14 protein-coding genes and 1 tRNA gene are annotated in these 15,822 nt (G+C 47.5%); 10 read left to right on the forward strand and 5 right to left on the reverse strand.

Annotation, left to right across the window (positions count from 1 at the left end; all coding sequences use genetic code 11):
* Positions 1-51 precede the first annotated feature (51 nt).
* The 8 genes from AC5RDV_RS00605 (at position 52) to AC5RDV_RS00640 (ending at position 5,183) form a co-directional block, all read left to right on the forward strand.
* Positions 52-1,035 carry a polyprenyl synthetase family protein gene (locus AC5RDV_RS00605; RefSeq protein ID WP_282747515.1) on the forward strand — a complete coding sequence of 328 codons (984 nt, stop codon included), beginning with the start codon at positions 52-54 and terminating at the stop codon, positions 1,033-1,035.
* Positions 1,036-1,054: 19 nt separating this feature from the next.
* Entirely contained in the window at positions 1,055-1,837 is a 783-nt protein-coding gene (locus AC5RDV_RS00610) for a TatD family hydrolase (protein WP_008629858.1), read from the forward strand.
* Between the two features lie 149 nt (positions 1,838-1,986).
* A tRNA-Ser gene (locus AC5RDV_RS00615) sits at positions 1,987-2,074 on the forward strand.
* A gap of 59 nt (positions 2,075-2,133) precedes the next feature.
* Positions 2,134-2,982: a MotA/TolQ/ExbB proton channel family protein gene (locus AC5RDV_RS00620; protein WP_008629860.1), complete on the forward strand. Its 849-nt coding sequence runs from the start codon at positions 2,134-2,136 to the stop codon at positions 2,980-2,982.
* An 8-nt stretch (positions 2,983-2,990) separates the two neighbouring features.
* Entirely contained in the window at positions 2,991-3,476 is a 486-nt protein-coding gene (locus AC5RDV_RS00625) for a hypothetical protein (protein WP_008629862.1), read from the forward strand.
* A gap of 24 nt (positions 3,477-3,500) precedes the next feature.
* Entirely contained in the window at positions 3,501-4,091 is a 591-nt protein-coding gene (locus tag AC5RDV_RS00630) for an ExbD/TolR family protein (protein WP_008629863.1), read from the forward strand.
* Positions 4,091-4,549 (forward strand): ExbD/TolR family protein, encoded by a 459-nt coding sequence (locus tag AC5RDV_RS00635; protein ID WP_008629864.1) that lies wholly within the window; start codon positions 4,091-4,093, stop codon positions 4,547-4,549. Before AC5RDV_RS00630 ends, AC5RDV_RS00635 begins: the two co-directional genes overlap by 1 nt.
* 115 nt (positions 4,550-4,664) lie before the next feature.
* Positions 4,665-5,183 (forward strand): Lrp/AsnC family transcriptional regulator, encoded by a 519-nt coding sequence (locus tag AC5RDV_RS00640; RefSeq protein WP_008629865.1) that lies wholly within the window; start codon positions 4,665-4,667, stop codon positions 5,181-5,183.
* 114 nt (positions 5,184-5,297) lie between these two features.
* Here the strand turns inward: AC5RDV_RS00640 and AC5RDV_RS00645 are convergent, their stop codons facing one another.
* From AC5RDV_RS00645 to AC5RDV_RS00655, 3 genes are read right to left on the reverse strand one after another with little or no spacing between them, the layout of a single operon-like run.
* Entirely contained in the window at positions 5,298-5,795 is a 498-nt protein-coding gene (locus AC5RDV_RS00645; RefSeq protein ID WP_276786904.1) for a dihydrofolate reductase, read from the reverse strand.
* A gap of 18 nt (positions 5,796-5,813) precedes the next feature.
* A complete protein-coding gene (locus tag AC5RDV_RS00650; RefSeq protein ID WP_008629867.1) occupies positions 5,814-6,608 on the reverse strand; it encodes a thymidylate synthase in 795 nt (264 codons plus the stop codon).
* Between the two features lie 13 nt (positions 6,609-6,621).
* A complete protein-coding gene (locus tag AC5RDV_RS00655) occupies positions 6,622-7,197 on the reverse strand; it encodes a DUF6249 domain-containing protein (protein ID WP_008629868.1) in 576 nt (191 codons plus the stop codon).
* A gap of 216 nt (positions 7,198-7,413) precedes the next feature.
* Between AC5RDV_RS00655 and AC5RDV_RS00660 the strand changes: the two genes are divergently transcribed.
* Positions 7,414-8,925 carry a methyltransferase RsmF C-terminal domain-like protein gene (locus AC5RDV_RS00660; protein ID WP_282747512.1) on the forward strand — a complete coding sequence of 504 codons (1,512 nt, stop codon included), beginning with the start codon at positions 7,414-7,416 and terminating at the stop codon, positions 8,923-8,925.
* A gap of 160 nt (positions 8,926-9,085) precedes the next feature.
* A complete protein-coding gene (locus AC5RDV_RS00665; protein ID WP_008629870.1) occupies positions 9,086-9,556 on the forward strand; it encodes an arsenate reductase/protein-tyrosine-phosphatase family protein in 471 nt (156 codons plus the stop codon).
* Between the two features lie 437 nt (positions 9,557-9,993).
* Here the strand turns inward: AC5RDV_RS00665 and porE are convergent, their stop codons facing one another.
* A complete protein-coding gene (porE, locus tag AC5RDV_RS00670; protein ID WP_282747511.1) occupies positions 9,994-12,015 on the reverse strand; it encodes a PorE family type IX secretion system protein in 2,022 nt (673 codons plus the stop codon).
* A 123-nt stretch (positions 12,016-12,138) separates the two neighbouring features.
* Positions 12,139-15,798 (reverse strand): LamG-like jellyroll fold domain-containing protein, encoded by a 3,660-nt coding sequence (locus AC5RDV_RS00675; RefSeq protein WP_282747510.1) that lies wholly within the window; start codon positions 15,796-15,798, stop codon positions 12,139-12,141.
* Positions 15,799-15,822: the final 24 nt, after the last annotated feature.

Raw genomic sequence — 15,822 nt, forward strand, 5'->3', positions numbered from 1 at the left:
AATATTAAGGAGGCTGCTCACGGCAGCCTCCTTTTGTGAGAAACATAGCCTATGTATAATTGGAAAGAAGTTTTAGACTACATTAACGGCGAGATAGCCGGAATGTCTTTCGAGCGTCAGCCTGCAGAACTCTACGAACCGATTCGTTACGTCCTTTCGATGGGAGGAAAACGCATCCGGCCGGTATTGATGCTGATGGCTTATAACCTGTATAAGGAAAAGGTTAAGGAAATCGGTTCCCAAGCCGTGGCCATCGAAATTTATCATAATTATACGTTGCTGCACGATGATTTGATGGATAGGGCCGATATGCGGCGGGGCATGGCTACCGTGCATAAGAAATGGGATGACAATGCCGCGATATTGAGCGGGGACTCCATGTTGGTCATGGCTTACCGCTACATGCAGCAGGGGTGTCCGGCGGAACATCTGGGAGACGTTATGAGTTTGTTTACGGAAACTGCCCTCGAAATCGGAGAAGGGCAGCAATACGATATGGAATTTGAGGCTCGTGCGGATGTCAGCGAAGAGGAATATATAGAAATGATTCGCTTGAAAACGTCCGTGTTGTTGGCTTGCGCGCTGAAAATCGGTGCATGGTTGGGGGGCGCTCCCCGGCAGGATGCGGAACTCCTTTATCGTTTCGGCGAGAACCTCGGCTTGGCTTTCCAGTTGCAGGACGATTATTTGGACGTATATGGTGACCCGGCGGTTTTCGGTAAGAAAATAGGAGGGGATATCCTGTGTAACAAGAAGACCTATATGCTGATTAACGCGTTGGGACGTGCTTTGCCTGCCGACCGGGAACGGTTGGAACAGTGGCTGAAGAAAGAGGAAGGAACTTATGTCCCGGAAGAAAAGATAGCCGCAGTGACAGCATTATATGACAAGATGGGTATCCGTGCCTTGTGTGACGAGAAAATCCGTTTTTATTATGAACGGGCCCGTGAAATTCTGGACAAGGTAAATTTACCCGAGGAGCGGAAAGAACCTTTGTGGGAGATGGCGCAAAGTTTGTTGAATCGGAAGTCTTGAAGGAGCGGGGAAGTCGGTGATGAGAATAATTGATACGCATGCCCATTTGTTTGACGAGGTTTTTGCCGGAGATTTGGAGGAGGTGGTTTCCCGTGCCTTGCAGAACGATGTGGAAAAGGTGTTTCTCCCCAACATAGACGAGTCGACGATTCCTGCCATGTTGGACTTGTGCACGGGGCATCCGGGCTTTTTTTATCCGATGTTGGGGCTTCACCCCACGGAAGTGAGGGCAGATTATCGCGAGGTGCTCGGGCGTATGGAGGCACTGCTGCAAGCCGGCCATCCTTTTATAGGTATCGGCGAAGTGGGATTGGACTATTATTGGGATAGTACTTATTATAAGGAACAACAAGAAGCATTCCGTTGTCAAGTGGAGTGGTCGTTAGCCTACGGGCTACCTTTGATGATTCATTCCCGTTCGGCACAAAAAGAACTGGTGGACGTGCTCGCTCCTTTTCGTACGAGAGGGGTTGGGGGAGTTTTCCATAGCTTTGGCGGCACGGCGGAAGAGGCGCGGGAGTTGCTTTCATTCGAAGGATTCATGATAGGTATCAATGGTGTGCTGACTTTTAAAAAATCCGCCTTGCCGGAAGTGTTGCGGCAGATACCAATAGAACGGGTGGTGTTGGAAACCGATGCTCCTTATCTGTCGCCGGTTCCTCGCCGGGGCAAAAGGAACGAAAGCGCATATATCCGGCACACGTTGGTGAAAGTGGCGGAAGTTTACGGTTTGCCGGTGGAAACGGTTGCCGGACAAACGTACGAAAATGCGTTGAAAATTTATTCAGGCGCCCGTAAATGAAGCCGTCGAAAGGTTAAAATTAAACTTTTTGTAGGATGAGACGAACTTTTTGGGCTGAGTATGGTGGTAGTCCGGAAAAAAAAGAATATTTTTGTACTCGAAAACGGAGGCATATCGTTTTTTTTTGTAACTTGCGCCCGTTTTGAGAAGGAGAGATGCTCGAGTGGCTGAAGAGGCACGCCTGGAAAGCGTGTATACGCCTAAAGCGTATCGGGGGTTCGAATCCCCCTCTCTCCGCTAAACATAAACGAGGAAATAATAATAATTAATATTAATCTTAAAAAATTAGACACACAATGAAAAAGTTATTTGCAATTATTGCGATGTTTGGAGTTTTTGCATTCGGTGCGACTCAGGCCATGATGGCACAGACTGACGAGGCCGCTGCTGCGGAATCGGATTCGGCTGCCACTATGGTAGACAGTGCGGCTGTAGACTCGGCTGCTGTAGATACGGCGGCTGTTGAGGCAATGGATGCTACGGAAGAAACCGTTGCACCGGTAGAAGAAGAAAGCTTCCACAAGGAATTGAAGACGAAGTTTATCGAAGGTGATGCTGGCTTCATGTCATTGGTTGCTATAGCCTTGGTGTTCGGTTTGGCTTTCTGCATCGAACGTATCATTTACTTGAGCTTGGCTGAAATCGATTCTAAGAAATTGATGGCTCAGATTGAGGAAAGACTGAATGCAGGTGATGTTGAAGGTGCAAAGACGATTTGCCGTAACACTCGCGGTCCTATTGCTTCTATCTGCTATCAGGGCTTAATGCGTTTCGATGACGGTGTGGAGGATGTAGAGCGTTCTATTACGGCATACGGTGCCGTGCAGGCCGGTTATTTGGAAAAAGGATGTTCTTGGATTACCTTGTTTATTGCAATGGCACCGTCACTCGGGTTCTTGGGTACTGTGATTGGTATGGTGATGGCCTTCGACCAGATTCAGGCTGCAGGTGATATCTCCCCGACAGTCGTTGCAGGTGGTATGAAAGTGGCCTTGATCACAACTATCTTCGGTATTATTGTTGCATTGGTATTGCAGGTATTCTATAACTATATCCTTTCCAAAATTGAGGAAATCACTTCTAACATGGAAGAAGCTACTATTTCTTTGCTTGACATGTGCATGAAGTATAACTTGAAAAAATAATTAGCAATATGGCAGCAAAGAAATATATGACGTCATATTATGTCCTGTATGCTTGCTTTGCAATCATCGTATTGTTTTTTGCGGCATTCTTCGGATATGGATATGATAATCCCGTAGGAGATTATAACGCTCCTGTTTGTACGGAAGGATTGATGTGGTTGATGTACGGCATGTTCGCTGTGACGTGTTTGTTAGCTCTTTGGAGTGTCATCCGCGGTGTTAAAATTTCCATGGGCTCTAAGGGTGGAGATATTAGCGGTGTGCCGGGTGCTAAAATCAGTGCTGTGTCTTTTGCGATTTTGGTACTTTCTTTGGTTATCGGTTGGGTGCTCGGAATGGGCGAAACTGAATTTACAGCGGCTGATGGAACCGTGACTTCAGCGACAATGGTGACAGTAACCGATATGTTTATGGTTTCCATTTATATCATGTTGTTATTGACTACCGTAGCTGTGGTTTTCAACATGTCCGGTATAATGAAGAGAAAGAAATAAGAAAAACGTCTAAAACGATAAGGAATGGCAAGAAAAAAAAGAAAAGTACCCGGACTGAACGCCAGTTCAACAGCGGATATTTCTTTCATATTGCTGATCTTCTTCCTCGTAACGACTTCAATGGATACGGATTCGGGATTGGCAAGACGTTTGCCGCCCCCTCCTGAAGATGAACAAGACGAGGCGCAGATAGACGTGAAAGAGAGAAATGTGTTGATGGTCAAGGTCAATGCTGCCGGGCAGTTAATGTGCGGGGGTGATTTCATTGAGATTACACAGCTGTGTGATAAAGTGAAAGAATTCGTCAAGAATGAAAACAACAGTGCGACGATGCCAGAGAAGCACGCCAAGAATATTCCTTTGTTGGGGGTATGCGCTGTGACAGACAAGCATGTGATTTCAGTGCAGACAGACCGTGGTACGAGCTATAATGTGTATTTCCAAGTGCAGAATGAATTGGTACGAGCTTATAATGAGTTGCGTGATGAGTTGAGCAAAGCTAAGTTCGGAAGAGTTTACAGTGCTCTGGATGATGAGCATCAAGCTGCAATTCGTGAGTATTATCCGCAGAAGATTTCTGAGGCAGAACCTAAAAATTATGGAGGAAATGACTGATGGGAAGATTTAGCAGAGGTGGAAGCCGTGAGATGCCAGAATTGAATACTTCATCGCTTCCAGACTTGATTTTTACAATCTTGTTCTTCTTCATGATTGTTACCACCATGCGCGAAGTGACTTTGAAAGTGAAGTTTACGGTGCCTACTGGTACGGAACTGGAGAAATTGGAAAAGAAGTCTGCTGTGTCCTTCATTTATGTAGGACCACCAACCGACCAGTTGCGCGCAGCTATGGGTTCAGGTACGCGTATCCAATTGAATGATCGTTTTGCAGAACCTGCAGAAGTCATGGATTTTATTGCGGAGGAACGTACAAGAATGACAGACCAAGCAGCCCAAGTGGTTTCCATGAAAGTGGATCAGCGTACACAGATGGGTATTATAACAGACATCAAGCAGGTGCTGAGAAAATCGTGGGCCTTAAAAATCAATTATTCTGCAGCAAAGCGAAATTGATAGAAGGATATTATTAAAAAACGGTATTTTCATTATGAAAATACCGTTTTTTTTATGGATTTATACCAAGGTCTTTGTTTTTTCTTTATTTTTGCAATAAATAAACGAATAGATTATGGGGATTGCTAATTTGGATGCTCTTGACGAGCAGATTCTAAAGTTAATTGCTGACAACGCACGTATTCCTTTTTTGGAAGTGGCCCGTGCTTGTCACGTGTCTGGTGCAGCGATTCATCAGCGCATACAGAAGTTGACTCGCTTAGGAGTCTTGAAAGGTTCACAATACGTGTTGGATCCGGAAAGGATCGGTTACGAGACTTGTGCCTATGTGGGGCTTTTTCTGAAAGATCCTTCGGATTTCGACCGGGTGGTTGCGGAATTGTGGAATATTCCGGAAGTGGTTGAATGCCATTATACGACAGGCGATTATGACATGTTTATCAAAATCTATGCCCGGAACAACCATCACATGTTGAGTATCATCCATGATAAGTTACAGCCTTTAGGCTTGCAACGTTCTGAAACCATTATTTCTTTTCATGAGGCAATTAACCGGCAGATGCCGATTCCTGAAATAAAGCACAAGAAGGGCGGCACGGAGAATATGGATGTGGAAGTAGAGGAAGAAGAATAATTGGGAGAAAAGAAAAAGAGGTGGTCTCGTCAGGAAGGCGGACAACCTCTTTTTTTCTTTTTAAGTCTTGTATTCTATACGGTTCTTCGTTTGAGACGGAATTTCTTCTGGGTATCAATGGCGGCTCTTTCTCTGATAATCTTTGAAGGAGAAAGGATATTGATGTTTCTCGTCCCTATTATGTCGAGAACTTTGTATGAGTTCCCATAGCCGGATGTCGAAAGGGGGGAAGAAAGCATCCGCTTCTTGGGGCGTGTCTTCTATTTCCGTGAGATATATTTTCTGGGCGAGTGGCAGGGCCTCTTGATACACGCTTTCACCGCCGATGATGAATATCTCTTCTTCTTCCTTACAATGTGACAGGGCCTCTTGTAAGCTACTGAATGTTTCCGCACCGGGGAAGACGGCAGCTTTGTTTCTGCTCAGCACGATATTACGCCGGTTGGGCAACGCTCCTTTGGGAAAGGATTCAAACGTCTTGCGCCCCATGATGATGGTATGTCCGGTGGTGAGTGCCTTGAATCGCTTCAGGTCGTCGGGAAGCCGGTACAGCAAGTGGTTTTCAAAACCGATGGCACGGTTGCGTGCAATAGCTACGATAATGGATATCATGTCGGGATGGTTAGAGGGTTATACGGAAACCGCACCGGCAATGTGCGGCCAAGGGTTATAGTTTTCCAATGTGAAGTCTTCAAACTTGAAGTCGAAGATGCTTTTCACGTCCGGATTGAGTCTCATGCGAGGCAGGGGACGAGGTTCCCGGGTGAGTTGCAGTTTCACTTGTTCCAGATGGTTCTTATAGATATGTGTGTCTCCTAACGTGTGTACGAAGTCGCCTGCTTTCAGTCCCGTCACCTGTGCCATCATCATCAACAACAGGGCGTATGATGCGATATTGAAGGGAACACCGAGAAACGTATCCGCACTACGTTGGTAAAGCTGAAGGCTCAATTTCCCTTTAGCTACGTAAAACTGAAAAAAAGCATGGCAGGGAGGCAGGTTCATGTTCCCGAGGTCGCCGACGTTCCATGCACTGACGATGATACGGCGTGAATCGGGATTGTGTCTGATGGTATCCACAGCCTCTTGTATCTGGTCTATGAATCCACCTTTATAGTCCGGCCACGAACGCCACTGATACCCGTAAATATGTCCCAGATCGCCGTTTTCATCTGCCCATTCATTCCATATCCTTACGCCGTGTTCCTGCAAATATTTCACGTTGGTATCGCCTTGCAGGAACCAGAGCAGTTCATGGATGATGGACTTCAGGTGTAACTTCTTTGTGGTAAGCAGCGGAAATCCTTCTTCGAGGTTGAACCGCATCTGATGGCCGAATACGCTGAGGGTGCCCGTACCTGTACGGTCGCTCTTCTCCACGCCTTCTTCCATTATCCTATGTAACAGGTCGAGATATTGTTTCATTCTTAATATTGTTTTATTTTTTTTTCTTATTGATAAGGGTGGTCAGCCAATCGTTGGCGGCTATGCAGAGCATGACTACGCCCACGACGAACAACAAGTCTGTGAAGTCGATGATCCATTCAACGACGATAAGCCCTACCCCCCAACAGGCGTTCTTTATGGCAGATTGTTTGAGCATTTGGTTTCTCGTATCTTCGTCTATCGTCCGTCTTTCAGGGTCATACGCGGCTCTTTCTATCCTCCTGTTCTTCTCGCGGTGGGAACGGTATATCAGGTAGACGGCCAAAAGCACGAGGAGGGCAGGAATGAGGAACAGGATTACGGTAAGTATTGTAAAGAGCACACCGCCAATTCCGAGAAGTCCGGATAAAAAGTCCAAAACTCCTTCGTTTCCCAAATCGTCCATGAGAGAAAATGTGTGGGAGTAAACCGATGGGGGAGAACTCCACGTGCTATCGTCGGCCACGTCTTCCAAAGCCGACACCGTATCGGAGTAGACAGTGATGCCATTTTGTGCCAAGACAATATTTTGTGCGAGACAAGCCCATAAAAGGCAAAGCCATATGACGGGAAATATAGGGCGTTTCATGTGGTAAGCGGTTTGATTTAATGTACAAAGATAGCGAAAGGCGAGTGCAGAGACAAATGAAAACAAAGTTTTCTGGTTTGGCTATGCCGAGCCGCATCCTATCTTCGTGGGAACAAAGATAGCGAAAGGCGAGCGCAGAAGCAAATTAAAATCCGTCCGATTTTGTTGTTCGCCACGTTTTTTTTGCGTACTTTTATCCTCATAAAATGATACGACATGACACGATCGGATATATCTCAGGAGTTTAAAGACTACGCCCTACGTTTGCTTGGTACGGAGCGTTATGCACGTTTTGCCCAAGCTTTGGATGAAGAACCTTCCGTGAGTGTGAGGCTGAATCCGTTCAAGTCCTTATGGGCCGGTCTTTCGACGGAATATTTGAATGGGGGAGATGGCCCGGTGCCTTGGGCTTCCGGTGAAGGAGGTTACCTGAGCGAACGTCCTCCGTTCACATTCGATCCATTATTCCATGCCGGTGCCTATTATGTACAAGAGGCTGCTTCCATGTTTCTCGGGCAGGTCTTATGCCGTTATGTAACCCGTCCGGTGATAGCGCTCGACCTTTGTGCTGCACCCGGCGGCAAGTCTACCCATATTCGTTCGTGTCTGCCGGAGGGTAGTCTGTTGGTGGCCAACGAACCCGTAAAGGCACGTGCTCAGGTTTTACTGGAGAATCTGACGAAGTGGGGACATCCTGACGTGGTAGTGACCAACAGTTATCCAAGGGATTTTGCCCGTTTGCTAGCCTTTTTCGACTTGTTGGTGACCGATGTGCCGTGCTCCGGCGAGGGGATGTTCCGAAAAGAAGAAGATGCCGTGACAGGTTGGAGTATGGCGGCTGTCCGGATGTGCCGTGACCGTCAGCGTGAGATTTTGCGTGACGTATGGCCTTCGTTGAAGCCTGGTGGGTTGTTGGTGTACAGTACTTGTACGCTGAATACTTTAGAGGATGAGGAAAATGTGGCTTGGATAGCCGAAGAACTCGGTGCGGAAATACTTCCTCTTGATGTGGAACCGGGTTGGGGAGTCGTGGGGAACCTGCTTCCGCTCTCCTCTGTAAAAGATACGGTGAAGGCGGAAAGGCTTTTTCCCGTCGCCCATTTCATTCCCGGTTTTACTCGTGGAGAAGGCTTCTTTTTGGCCGTTTTACGAAAAAATGGTGAGGAAGGGGTTTCGGATTGGGGGATGTCCTCTGACAGGTATAAAAGTGAGCGTGTGAAGTCTAAAAAGAAACGTACTGTACAAGCTTCCGTTCCGGCTTTGCCTGCTTCCTGCCGGTCATGGTTGCTTCATGCCGATACCTTTGATTTCGTTTCCGACGGACCGGTGTGGACGGCTATACGTGCTTCATTCTCCCGTCAGATAGGCTTGTTGAGAGAATCGGTTAAAGTATGGCAGGTTGGTGTTCCGTTGGCTACGGTAAAGGGGAAGGACTATATTCCGCTTCACGCTTTAGCGATGTCCGTCGACTTGAATCGTGCGGCTTTCCCGGTTGTCCCCGTTTCCTACGACATGGCGGTGCCCTATTTACGTAAAGAAGTGCTTGTCTTGCCTCCCGACACTCCTAAAGGTTACGTGTTGCTGACGTTTCAGGACACTCCGATCGGTTTCGTGAAAAATATAGGCGGACGGGCCAATAACCTTTATCCACAGGAGTGGAAAATACGGACAAGCTATCTTTCGACTTATAGTTTAAAAGGAGATTTACGGCGTAAATCAATAGAGTAAAGTGAAAAATACTAAAAAAATAATATATTTCTCTCTTGTTACTTGCTTTTTTATTCTGTAAATGCTATATTTAAAGCCTGAGAGTGTGAATGGATTGAAGCGATGAGAGTTCTACTCACACCGTAGATGTCTAATTGTCTAACTTAATCTATACAGCACTATGAAAATTTTATTTATCGGTTCAGGGTGCGCCTGTAGGTTACCTTTTGTAGAATATCTTTTTAAGAAGAAAATACAAGAGGCAGAGGTGCCGGATATTGAAGTAGAGTCCGCCGATATGGCCATGTGGGGAGTCACTTCTCATGAAAGTGTGGTTCCGGAAAGCAGTGGTCCTGATAAAGTAGGCAACTTACTGAATCAGGCCGATTTTATCGTGGTTATGGAAGGACGGCAGCGCAACTTTCTGACACGTTTTATGGATTACAGTAGTTGGAATAAAATTCACTTATTCTTGGATTATTGTACATCTGAGAAGGAACATCTGGTAGGTTCCGTGTGTGGCGATCTCGATTATCAGACGCAGGATGAAGAGATGAGTAATGGTTGTATGAATCTGATAGCTCGCATAAAGGCTTTTTTGAAGGAGCATTTAAGCGAGAAAACGGAAATCTCCACATTGATGCCGGCTTAAACGATAAAGCATATCGGGCAGGGACATTCCATGTCGGGTATGCTTTATGATTAGAAATGAAGGAATATGTGTTTGGTGAAAACTATTGTGAGTCTCCTTGTGATGCTTATGGCGGGGTTGCAAAGTGTGCAATCGCAAAATTGGGTTATTGTGAAAGAACGGTCTGTAGGAGTGGATTCTGAAAGTTTGGGGGTTGGAGGCGTTTTGGGGAAAGCGAAAAAAGGTGTGGTATTATGCCAACGGGACGGTGTGGAAACAAGGCATGTATGGCCTTCTTATCGAAAAATATAAAGTATCCGCCAGTTTGTGTATCTGAAGAAGCGAGTGGAAGAGTATATATGCAATTTGTGGTGGAAAAAGAAGGGGAAATCTGCCAAATCAGGGTGTTGTTTTCTTTACCGGTAAAGTTCGGGTTGAAATAGGCATGAGGAAAAAGATTACTGCTCTTTTGCCTCCGTGTTGTTTTTCGGGGTTTCCGGAGTATCGAACAAACCGTAAGTGGTACGGAGGACGCGGAATTCCGTCCGGCGGTTCAGGGCGTTGCAGATTTCCTGCTGTTCTTCTGGCAGTTTTTTGATGAAAGCCTCCGTCAATGTGTCGTTCTCATGCAGGAACGGGTACCGTTCCGTCAATCGTTTGCGGATGACTTTCGGGCGTGTCTCGCCATATCCGATGGGAGTCAGGCGGTCGGTAGCGACGCCGTGTGCTATCAGGTACTTCACCACTGATTCTGCCCGGCGTTGGGAGAGGCGGATATTGTATTCATCCCTTCCCCGGTAGTCGCAATGCGAGCTGAGTTCAATCGTGATGTTCGGGTTGTCTTCCATGAGCGTGACGAGGGAGTCCAGTGCAAGAGTAGAAGAGTCCGTGAGTTCCGCACTGTCGAAGGCGTAAAATACATTGTCTACCAGTACGGGAGCTGTGATGGAAGCCAGTTCGAACTGAAGTACGTATTCTTTGCTTATGCTGCTAGTGTCCACTCGCAGTTGTTCTTTATGGTTCAGGAATCCCTTGCACGTACCTAAGAATACATAGTCTACATTGGGTTGGATTTCTTGGGTAAAAGAACCGTCTCCTTTCACGCTCAGTTTCAAGTTTGTCCCGTCGTTGCCCACCATGTAAACCAGGCCTTCCGGCAGTTCATAGCCGTCTTTTTCGTAGACCCATCCTTTGACCGTAAGCAATACTTCCGGGCATTCGAAACTCATGATGTGGTCCCACCCTCGGGCATCTCCCCGGTTGGTGCTGAAAAATCCCCGGTTGTGCAGTCCGTCAAAAGTCATGGCAAAATCATCTCCTTGCGAGTTCATCGGATATTTCAGGTTTTCTACGGTCCATGTACCCGCACTGTCCTGTTCGGCCTTGAATAAGTCTAATCCGCCCATGCCAACGTGTCCGTCGGAGGAAAAATACAAATCTCCGTTCGGACGGAATGAAGGGAACATTTCATTCCCCGGAGTATTGATGGGTTCGCCGAGATTATCCACTCCGCCTAATCCATGTTCTCCTATTTCTATTCGCCAGATGTCCAAGCCTCCTAATCCTCCCGGCATGTCGGAGACGAAATACAGCCATCTGCCATCCGGCGATACGGTAGGATGGGCAAAGGAGGATAAAGTGTCTTTTGTGATTTCCAATAATTTGGGTGCACTCCAACTGGCATCCGTGCGTTCCGAGGTATAAATTTGTGCATATCGTGGATATTCGGGGTCATGCGTGCAACGGGTGAAATACATTGTTTTGCCGTCCGGCGAAAAGGCGCAGGCTCCTTCATCGTATTCGCTGTTTACTTCGGATTCTACCAGTTCCGGTACCTGCCATTTCCCTTTATCGTCTTTTCTGGAGATAAAGATATCACCGGACTTGATACCCGTAATGCCGCTCAGTTCGTTGCCTGTTGCCTGTGGGCGTGTGGAAGTCAGATACAGCATGTCCATGTCATCACCTGCCAACATCGGGCAATAGTCCGAGCGTCGGGCATTGAGTAGCGGTTCTTTCCTTATCGAATACAGTGTCGGTTTCTGTTTCCAGATGGGTGCCATGGTACAGCCCTGTAGTCCGTGACGTGCCAATACGTCGTTTGGTTTGTACTGAAGGTAAATCTCATAATTCTGCAACGCCTTTTTATAATCGCCGTTTTTGCGTTGCATTTCAGCCAAATAAAAATAAACGATGCTGTCCGGGTAGTTGTATCGTGCTGCATTTTGGTATGATCCGATGGCCCGTGAAGTATAATTGATGCGCCGGTAGCAGTCCGCAGCTTTGTAGGCCCGTTCGCCCCTCTTGGCGCGTTCCTTGGGTTTGGTGCGCATATAGGCTTTACGGTATTCGGCTGCCGCTTCGAAGTATTCTCCTATGGCATAGAATTTATCTCCCTTTTTCACATTGCTTTCCGCGCTACAGCTTGCGAGCCATAACGTCACAAAAATACCCCCAAAAAGAGAAATCCATTTTTTCATATTCCGTTCGGTATGCAAATATAATTTTTTTATTTCATTTACCGTTGGAACCAACGGCTTTTTTTGAACCGAAATGGATTCAGGAGTATCTTTTTGAGGGTGTCTTGTCAGATAGACGGAACGCTAACGAATGACAATCTTTTCTTGTTTCATGGTGCCGTCGTTGAACAGTGTCTGTCGGATATAAATGCCTTTCTGCAAATTGGTAGTTCGTATGCCGTCTAATGTATAGTAGAGTTTACGTATGACGGTATGGTTTCCCGTTTGGGTCTCAGGTATGCTGCTGCCTTCTATGGGAATAAATTCAAAAGGATAATCGTTAGGTTCTTCTGTTGCAGCGAAATTTATGTTCCCGTTTTCGTCCACATTCCAGAATATTTTACCCGATCGTGCGGATTTCTGTATGGCCAGAGGTGTTATGCCTTTGGCTCCGCTGAGGCGGAACATCCTTGTGGATGTTGTTTTCCATGTCCCGTCATCTTTCAGATAGGCTTGGTCCAATAAAGACATGAAACCGCATGCTGTGGAAGGCGGTCTGTTGTCCACATACCATTGTTGGGCTTTGTTCTCTTCTCTTCCTTTCGGTTCAAAGGATGGAACCGTGCCGTTCCCATGGTTGGTCAGGTAAGTGTCATATCCTCTGTGTCGGATATAATAATAGCCGACCGGGATAGTTCGGTAATTGTCGTCTTTTACATAAATTTGATAGTTGAGGGTGGTGGAGTGGTTTCCTGCCGTATAAGAAAGGTTATACGTCCCGGAAGTCTGTATGTCGTTGATTACAAGTTCGTCTCCTGTCGAATCGTCGTTCCATAGGTAACTTCCGTTCACCATGAAGTCGGATGGGGTGACAGAAAGGGTCACGTTGTCCCCTTGTTCCACTATGGCCATGGAGGAGTCCGTGTAGCGTCCTCCGTTGACAGTGATGTCCGGACGGGCAATTTGCACGTTGATATGGAATGTCACCTTTTGTTTCCGTCCACCTTGTCCGATGAATAATACGGATACGTTCCGGCTAGTTGTCACGTTCGGCAAAGTGATGGACGGACCGGTGGCTCCGTTTTCCCATGTGTAATATCCCCAACCCATCTTTGCTTGGACTTCGAGGGTTACGGGGTTGCCGTATAGGATGTTGACCGTGCGGGTTTGCAATTTGTTTCCATTGGCAGTAATAAAAGGTATAATGTCGCTTTCTTCGCAATCTCCTGCTACGGCAATGGTGAACGCCTGTTCGCTTTCCACGCCTTTTTCATTGGTGTAAGTCACGCGCCATACACCGCTCTTGTTCGCCACAATCGTAATGTCCTTGGATGTCTCTCCGTTGTTCCATTTCCATTTCCCGGTGTCTGCCGTGCCAACCGGAAGTTGGGGCTTCAGCGTGACGATAGTGCCAACCGGGAGGGCGTTGGTCGGTGCTATGGCATAGGTGTTGGTAAGCCCGCCAAGTTCGTTGTGGGGTACTGTTGTTCCATTATATTCCATGACAGGGGTGAGTGGTGTGGGCACTTGGTCAGGTTGTGCGAAGTCTCGGGTGTTCATCAGCACGGAATAGCCCATGTGGTCGTATCCTCCGCTGACACTGCCCTGTCCGCCTCCGTCAATACCCATTTTTTCGTAAGCCATTTCAGAGAAAGGCATTTTCACGCCTTTGATGCCCTCGTAATGTCCGATGACGGTGCCCCAGTACGGACGAATTTGTTCTCCCAGTGCCGGTGATTTTTGTAGCCACGACCGGTTGTCCCACCAAGCTAATCCCCGGTCGGCATAATGATAGTCGGTCCAAGGCAGGTTAGGCACGCTTTGCGTCTGTGCCGCCAAATATTCGATGCCGGCGGCCAGACGGTTGTCCATGTAGGAAAACAGGTCGTCTCCTTGGTTCCATCCGATGTGTGCCACATCCACAGCCAATCCTGCAGCCATGGCAGCGTGACCGATGTCGCGACCGCTTTCCTGCATCTGTCCCAATTTTCCGTACGCACCTGTTTCCAACTCCGAATTTTGTGTCGTGACCACCAGATTGCCTATGAATTCCGTCAGTCCGTCATTCAAAATCGGGTTGGCTGTACGTGGGTCTACGAAAGTACCTACTTGGTCGTATTTGTAGAAAGAAAGGCCTTGGTTATAAAGGAACACGTCATCACAAAGGATGCCGATGCTCATTACGGCCAATACGTTGCACAATCCCCAGTTCGACCAATAATGCCCAGGGCACTTCCCCCATCCTCCGGAGTTTTCCCACGTGCCGTTTCGGCCACGTAGGAATCCTATACAAGAAGGATACCACACATTGAGCATCCATCGTTTGAACTCTGCAAAGTCTTCTGCATTCCAACCCTCGTAGTCGCGTACCAGTTCGGCTGCGTTGGCAAAAGCATAACCGTATAGTCCGGCTGCCAACGCATAATTGGAGTCTCCGCCGATGGCTTTCGTTGTGCGTGCCCAAGCCATAAGGACGTCTACGGCGTGGCGGGCGTGTTCTTCCGACCTGTCTATTTTCCAACGAAGCGCATTCTGGTAAGCGATGGTGGCACCACGTGCGGCGTTGATATAGTTTTCCCCTACTCCTCCGCCACGGACAATGGTTTCAACGGGATAGGTGGCGGCATTGGATTGTGAATAAGCCGCGTTTTTCAGTACATTGTATGCGGCTATGATTTTTGCGTTGCCGTCCTTCAACTGTTGCCGTATGCGTTCAAAGTCCTCATCGGTGTGGAGCGCACCGGGATGTCGGAATCCTTTATCCGTATCATAGCCTTCCACGACATCCTCGTCATCGAATTCAAATCCGTCAGTGGCTTTCAACGTGTTCTGTGCTGCGGCCAAGGCTTTGATTTGTTTGTCAATGACGTTTTGGTTCACTTTTCCTTCTTCAGCGAGGGTTTTGGCCATGTTGATTTCATCCAGGTAAATCGCCACGGCAGCTTCCGGATAAATTGCAGCATGTCCGGCCAAGAAATCTTCTGCTTCCCGGATGGCGGTTCGCAGGGCTGTGAAATCGCCGGGGGTACCATAGCGGAATTCATGCTCCAAATCTTCGGTGATTTGTGAGAGGGCGTTGATTTCCGCCGTGCCCAATACTTTGCCGTAAAGTCTGATGTCGCTCACGAGGGTTTGTTTCAAGTAATTGTCTGCGGAAAAAGGAGCACGTCCAATCCATACGTAAGGAATGGAGGCATTGAAGTTTTCCGAGTTGGCAGGCATCGAACTGTTTGACCCTTTGCGTACACCGTTAAGATAAAGCGTGCCGTTCTTTCCGTTTTGTGTATAAAGGACGTGTATCCACTGGCCTTTTTCCGATTCTCCTCCGATTTCAATACCCGTTTCGTGTTGATAACCACCTGTGGAGTTGGCAAACCGTTGTGCGTTCAAGCGGTAGGCCGAATATTTCCCCTCAGAAGCGGTGCAAGCCATGGATGTGGAGAAGGACCAAAGGAAGAATCCCGCGCCGGAAAGCGAGGCGTTTTCGTCTACCCGGTAGTACATGGAGACTGTATAGGAGTCCATTTCTTTGAATAGGGCGCCTGTTTTTTCGGTCAAATCAAGATAACCAGACTGGTTGCCCAAATTGAGCACATGGTATTTTCCCATTTCTTCCACCTTGGCACCGTTTTTCAACGAAGCTATGATGCCGGATGTAGAAGCGTCCGTGACGGAAGTGCCGTTTACTTGTTCGAAGTCGAAGTGCAGCCGTAACCCGTCTTCCTGTGCGTAAAGCCCGGTGCCGGTACATGCCACGAAGTAAGAAGCTAACAGCATGCAGAGTTTTTTCCTTTTGCTTTTCATGTCATTGTTCATAAGTGTAAATTA

Source organism: Paraprevotella sp. (assembly GCF_986071375.1).

Coding starts and splice junctions, on each gene's coding strand:
- AC5RDV_RS00605 (WP_282747515.1), top strand. CDS start 52: ATGTATAATTGGAAAGAAGTTTTAGACTACATTAACGGCGAGATAGCC.
- AC5RDV_RS00610 (WP_008629858.1), top strand. CDS start 1,055: ATGAGAATAATTGATACGCATGCCCATTTGTTTGACGAGGTTTTTGCC.
- AC5RDV_RS00620 (WP_008629860.1), top strand. CDS start 2,134: ATGAAAAAGTTATTTGCAATTATTGCGATGTTTGGAGTTTTTGCATTC.
- AC5RDV_RS00625 (WP_008629862.1), top strand. CDS start 2,991: ATGGCAGCAAAGAAATATATGACGTCATATTATGTCCTGTATGCTTGC.
- AC5RDV_RS00630 (WP_008629863.1), top strand. CDS start 3,501: ATGGCAAGAAAAAAAAGAAAAGTACCCGGACTGAACGCCAGTTCAACA.
- AC5RDV_RS00635 (WP_008629864.1), top strand. CDS start 4,091: ATGGGAAGATTTAGCAGAGGTGGAAGCCGTGAGATGCCAGAATTGAAT.
- AC5RDV_RS00640 (WP_008629865.1), top strand. CDS start 4,665: ATGGGGATTGCTAATTTGGATGCTCTTGACGAGCAGATTCTAAAGTTA.
- AC5RDV_RS00645 (WP_276786904.1), bottom strand. CDS start 5,795: ATGATATCCATTATCGTAGCTATTGCACGCAACCGTGCCATCGGTTTT.
- AC5RDV_RS00650 (WP_008629867.1), bottom strand. CDS start 6,608: ATGAAACAATATCTCGACCTGTTACATAGGATAATGGAAGAAGGCGTG.
- AC5RDV_RS00655 (WP_008629868.1), bottom strand. CDS start 7,197: ATGAAACGCCCTATATTTCCCGTCATATGGCTTTGCCTTTTATGGGCT.
- AC5RDV_RS00660 (WP_282747512.1), top strand. CDS start 7,414: ATGACACGATCGGATATATCTCAGGAGTTTAAAGACTACGCCCTACGT.
- AC5RDV_RS00665 (WP_008629870.1), top strand. CDS start 9,086: ATGAAAATTTTATTTATCGGTTCAGGGTGCGCCTGTAGGTTACCTTTT.
- porE (WP_282747511.1), bottom strand. CDS start 12,015: ATGAAAAAATGGATTTCTCTTTTTGGGGGTATTTTTGTGACGTTATGG.
- AC5RDV_RS00675 (WP_282747510.1), bottom strand. CDS start 15,798: ATGAAAAGCAAAAGGAAAAAACTCTGCATGCTGTTAGCTTCTTACTTC.